Annotated in this window: 4 protein-coding genes; 1 reads left to right on the top strand and 3 read right to left on the bottom strand. The window is 64.1% G+C overall.

Annotation, left to right across the window (positions count from 1 at the left end):
* The 3 genes from DDF70_RS35840 to DDF70_RS35830 form a co-directional block, all read right to left on the bottom strand.
* Positions 1 to 353: IS110 family transposase (locus DDF70_RS35840; protein ID WP_162820910.1), on the bottom strand; the 353-nt coding region annotated here is incomplete at its 3' end.
* A 278-nt stretch (positions 354 to 631) separates the two neighbouring features.
* On the bottom strand, positions 632 to 1,486 hold the full coding sequence (locus DDF70_RS35835) for a GNAT family N-acetyltransferase (RefSeq protein ID WP_114949197.1): 855 nt from the start codon (positions 1,484 to 1,486) through the stop codon (positions 632 to 634).
* Positions 1,487 to 1,576: 90 nt separating this feature from the next.
* On the bottom strand, positions 1,577 to 2,062 hold the full coding sequence (locus DDF70_RS35830; RefSeq protein WP_114949198.1) for a RidA family protein: 486 nt from the start codon (positions 2,060 to 2,062) through the stop codon (positions 1,577 to 1,579).
* Between the two features lie 464 nt (positions 2,063 to 2,526).
* Here DDF70_RS35830 and DDF70_RS35825 point away from each other — a divergent pair.
* A partial coding sequence (locus DDF70_RS35825) for a helix-turn-helix domain-containing protein (protein WP_162820909.1) occupies positions 2,527 to 2,896 on the top strand: 370 nt, incomplete at its 3' end.

Below are 2,896 nucleotides of genomic sequence, written 5' to 3'. Positions count from 1 at the left end.
TTGATCGCCACGAACGACATGGTCGGCCGTTGCACCGCCTCCGCGATCGCCTCGGCATCGCGATAATCGTTCTTATGCCCTTTGAGGAACGGTTTGATGTATTGGGCCGGGATCAGGCGCACGTCATGGCCGAGCGCTTGGAGCTGACGGCCGATGTGATGGGCTCCGGCACAGGCTTCCATGCCGATCAGACACGGCGGAATGTGGGCCAGGCGCTGCGGGAGCTGGGTACGGGAGAGCTTGATGCGCAGCACGATGGCGCCACGTTCATCCTGACCGACGAGATGGAAGCTGTTCTTGCCCAGATCGATGCCCAGGGTGGCAATGGCGGCAGAGAAAGAAGACCGTGACATGGGACGTGCTCCTTGCGTGGCTCGAAGCCCCACAGCTTACGAACAAGCGGGGCAGGAGCACGGCCGGACCATCCCATTAGTAACATTAAGCAGCCTGAGTGAACGTCCGCTCAACCTGCGAGTGCGGAAGTTCGAACGAGGCCCGTCTCCTGTCAAAGGCGGCGGTTGGTGTTCCGCTCATGAGCTCGTTCTAATCCGCGTATCGGCGATCCCCCTCCCCGCCGGTGTTCCTGCTCATAGGAACACCGGTATGGGCAAGACCTGCTCTCTCGACCGGATTAGGTTGCCAGGACAATCACACCAAACTCCCCAACCTGCCGGAATCCGAGAGCCTCGTAAGAGCGGCGGGCGGCCGGATTTTCGGTGAAGAGCACAGCTCGCGTCACACCCTCCTGTTCAGCCACTCGGAGCGCCCCGGCCACCACGCGGCGAGCATAGCCACGCCCGCGCAGCCCGGGGGGCGTCCAAACACCTCCGATCTGGACATTGTCCCGGACCCGCGCATTGTGGGTGCACACCGAGACAGGGATACCATCCACCTCGAGCAGAAAGGCTTCTCCGCGCGCGACATGCCCTTCGATGGTGCCGGCGGCAAAAGCACGGGTCGCGTCCTCTTCCGGCAAGCCCGTACACTCCACCTCGTAGCCGAAGCGCCAATCCCGCAGCAGATCAAGATCGCGCTCCTGCGCACGGCGACACGCGACAGTGCAGGAGCTGAGAGGCGCAGGAGGGATCAGGTCGGAGAGGTTCAGGGCAAACAGGTCCTCCAGCGATCGCCTTTGGACAGCCGGAGCACCCAACCCCACATGAGCCGCTTCCACCTGGTGCCAAGGACCACCAAGACCAACCAAGGATCGTCCTGTGGTCTCGACCGCCAGTCTCACCAGGGCCGCAGCACTCTCTGGCGCCTGGAGATAAATGATCCCGTTCCAGGTGTGCATGGCAACGCCAGCCACCTGCCTGTCGGTCACGGCAATCGCATAGGTGCCCTGAAGCGGCTTGCCCTCGTCGACAAGGCCGCCCCGCGCCAGGAATGAGCGCAGGAACAGAGAGCTGTCAGCATGCCGGGCCAGGAAGGCGTCGACCTGGGCTTCTTCCCCAGGGCGCGCGAGGCGAACTGTCGTGTTGTCCATTCGCCGACCTCCTCCACGGCTGCTCGGGATGCTCAAGTGCTGGTTTTTGTGGCTCCAGCCTGTGGCTTACACCAGCGGGCCTGCAGCTCGCTAGTGGGCGATCATGACCTCCGCCTCGACCTCAACGGGAAAGTTGAGCGGCAGACCGGCAACGCCAACGGCCGAGCGGGCGTGGCGGCCGATCTCGGGGCCGAAGACCTCAAGGATCAGGTCCGAGAAGCCGTTGATGACCGCGGAGGGCTTGTCGAAGCCGGGCACGCAGTTGACCATGCCGAACACGCGGCACCAGCCGGTAATGTGGTCGAGGTCGCCCAGTTCACGCTGCAGGCTGCCGAGAATGGACAACCCCACCTTTCGGGCGACCTCACGCCCCTGCTCGAGGGAGATGCTGTCCCCGACAGATCCGAAGGGGCCGGATGGACTGCCATCCGCCTCTTGGGGACCGTGCCCTGACACGAAGGCGCGGTCGCGCCGGACATTCACCCAGGGAAAGGGGAGGACCAGTCCCGGCGGTCCTTTCAGGGACTCAGGCAACACCAATCCGAGTTCCTTGAGCCTTCCTCCGATTCTCGACATGCAGCCCTCCCTCGTCCACCAGGCGAGCTTGAAGTTAGCTGTTCCCACGCGGACGAGCATCGGGGCATGGGAGGTACGAATTTCCTTGGGAACGCTACAAAGGCGAGGAACCTGGAGCTTAGCGTTCAAATCAAGCTTTGCCTTGGAGCACGAAGGGGTGAGGCAATTGCGGGTGGTCATCATTCCGACAGAGCGACCTGCCGCGAGAAAGGGCTGCCGTTCACGGACGCTATCGTTGCCCCGCGGCACCTCATACCTTCTGAGTTTGGGTGAGGCGACAAGGAAGGCAGTACATCCGTGCCTATCCTTGTCCCTCGGGCCAAGCGGCCACGGCTGCGGATCTAGGGGCTCTCAATGACAGGCGAATGACGGACACCAGTGGCCGGCCCGACGATGATCTAGTGGGTCGTCTGCCGTCGGATATGGTATAGAGGTATGGTGATCCTCGTGTTGCGAGGTGCCCCATGTCGCGCCACCAGAAAGATCCACTACGCCCGCTCACCGTAGACGAGCGCAAAGAACTCACCCGCCTGAGTCGCTCGCCGAGCGCCCCTGCCGCCGAGGTCGACCGTGCCCGTGCCCTGCTGGCGATTGCCGAGGGTGCCAGCTACACCGCCGCCGCGCGTCTGGTCGGGCGCGGCCACAACGAGACCATCTCGGCCTGGGTCAGCCGCTTCAACCGCGAAGGGCTGGCGGCTGTGCGCCCGCACCACGGCGGCGGACCGCGCATCCGCTACGGGGCTCACGCGCAGCAGCGCATCCTGGCCGAGTGGGCGCGATTGCCCGAGCGCGAGACGGACGGCACCGCGACCTGGTCGTTGAGCCTGCTGCAGA

This window comes from Microvirga calopogonii (genome assembly GCF_003347665.1).
In the GTDB taxonomy this organism is placed as follows: Bacteria; Pseudomonadota; Alphaproteobacteria; order Rhizobiales; family Beijerinckiaceae; genus Microvirga; species Microvirga calopogonii.
The sequence above is the reverse complement of the archived record's forward strand: the minus strand, read 5'-3'. Positions and strand labels throughout refer to the sequence as shown.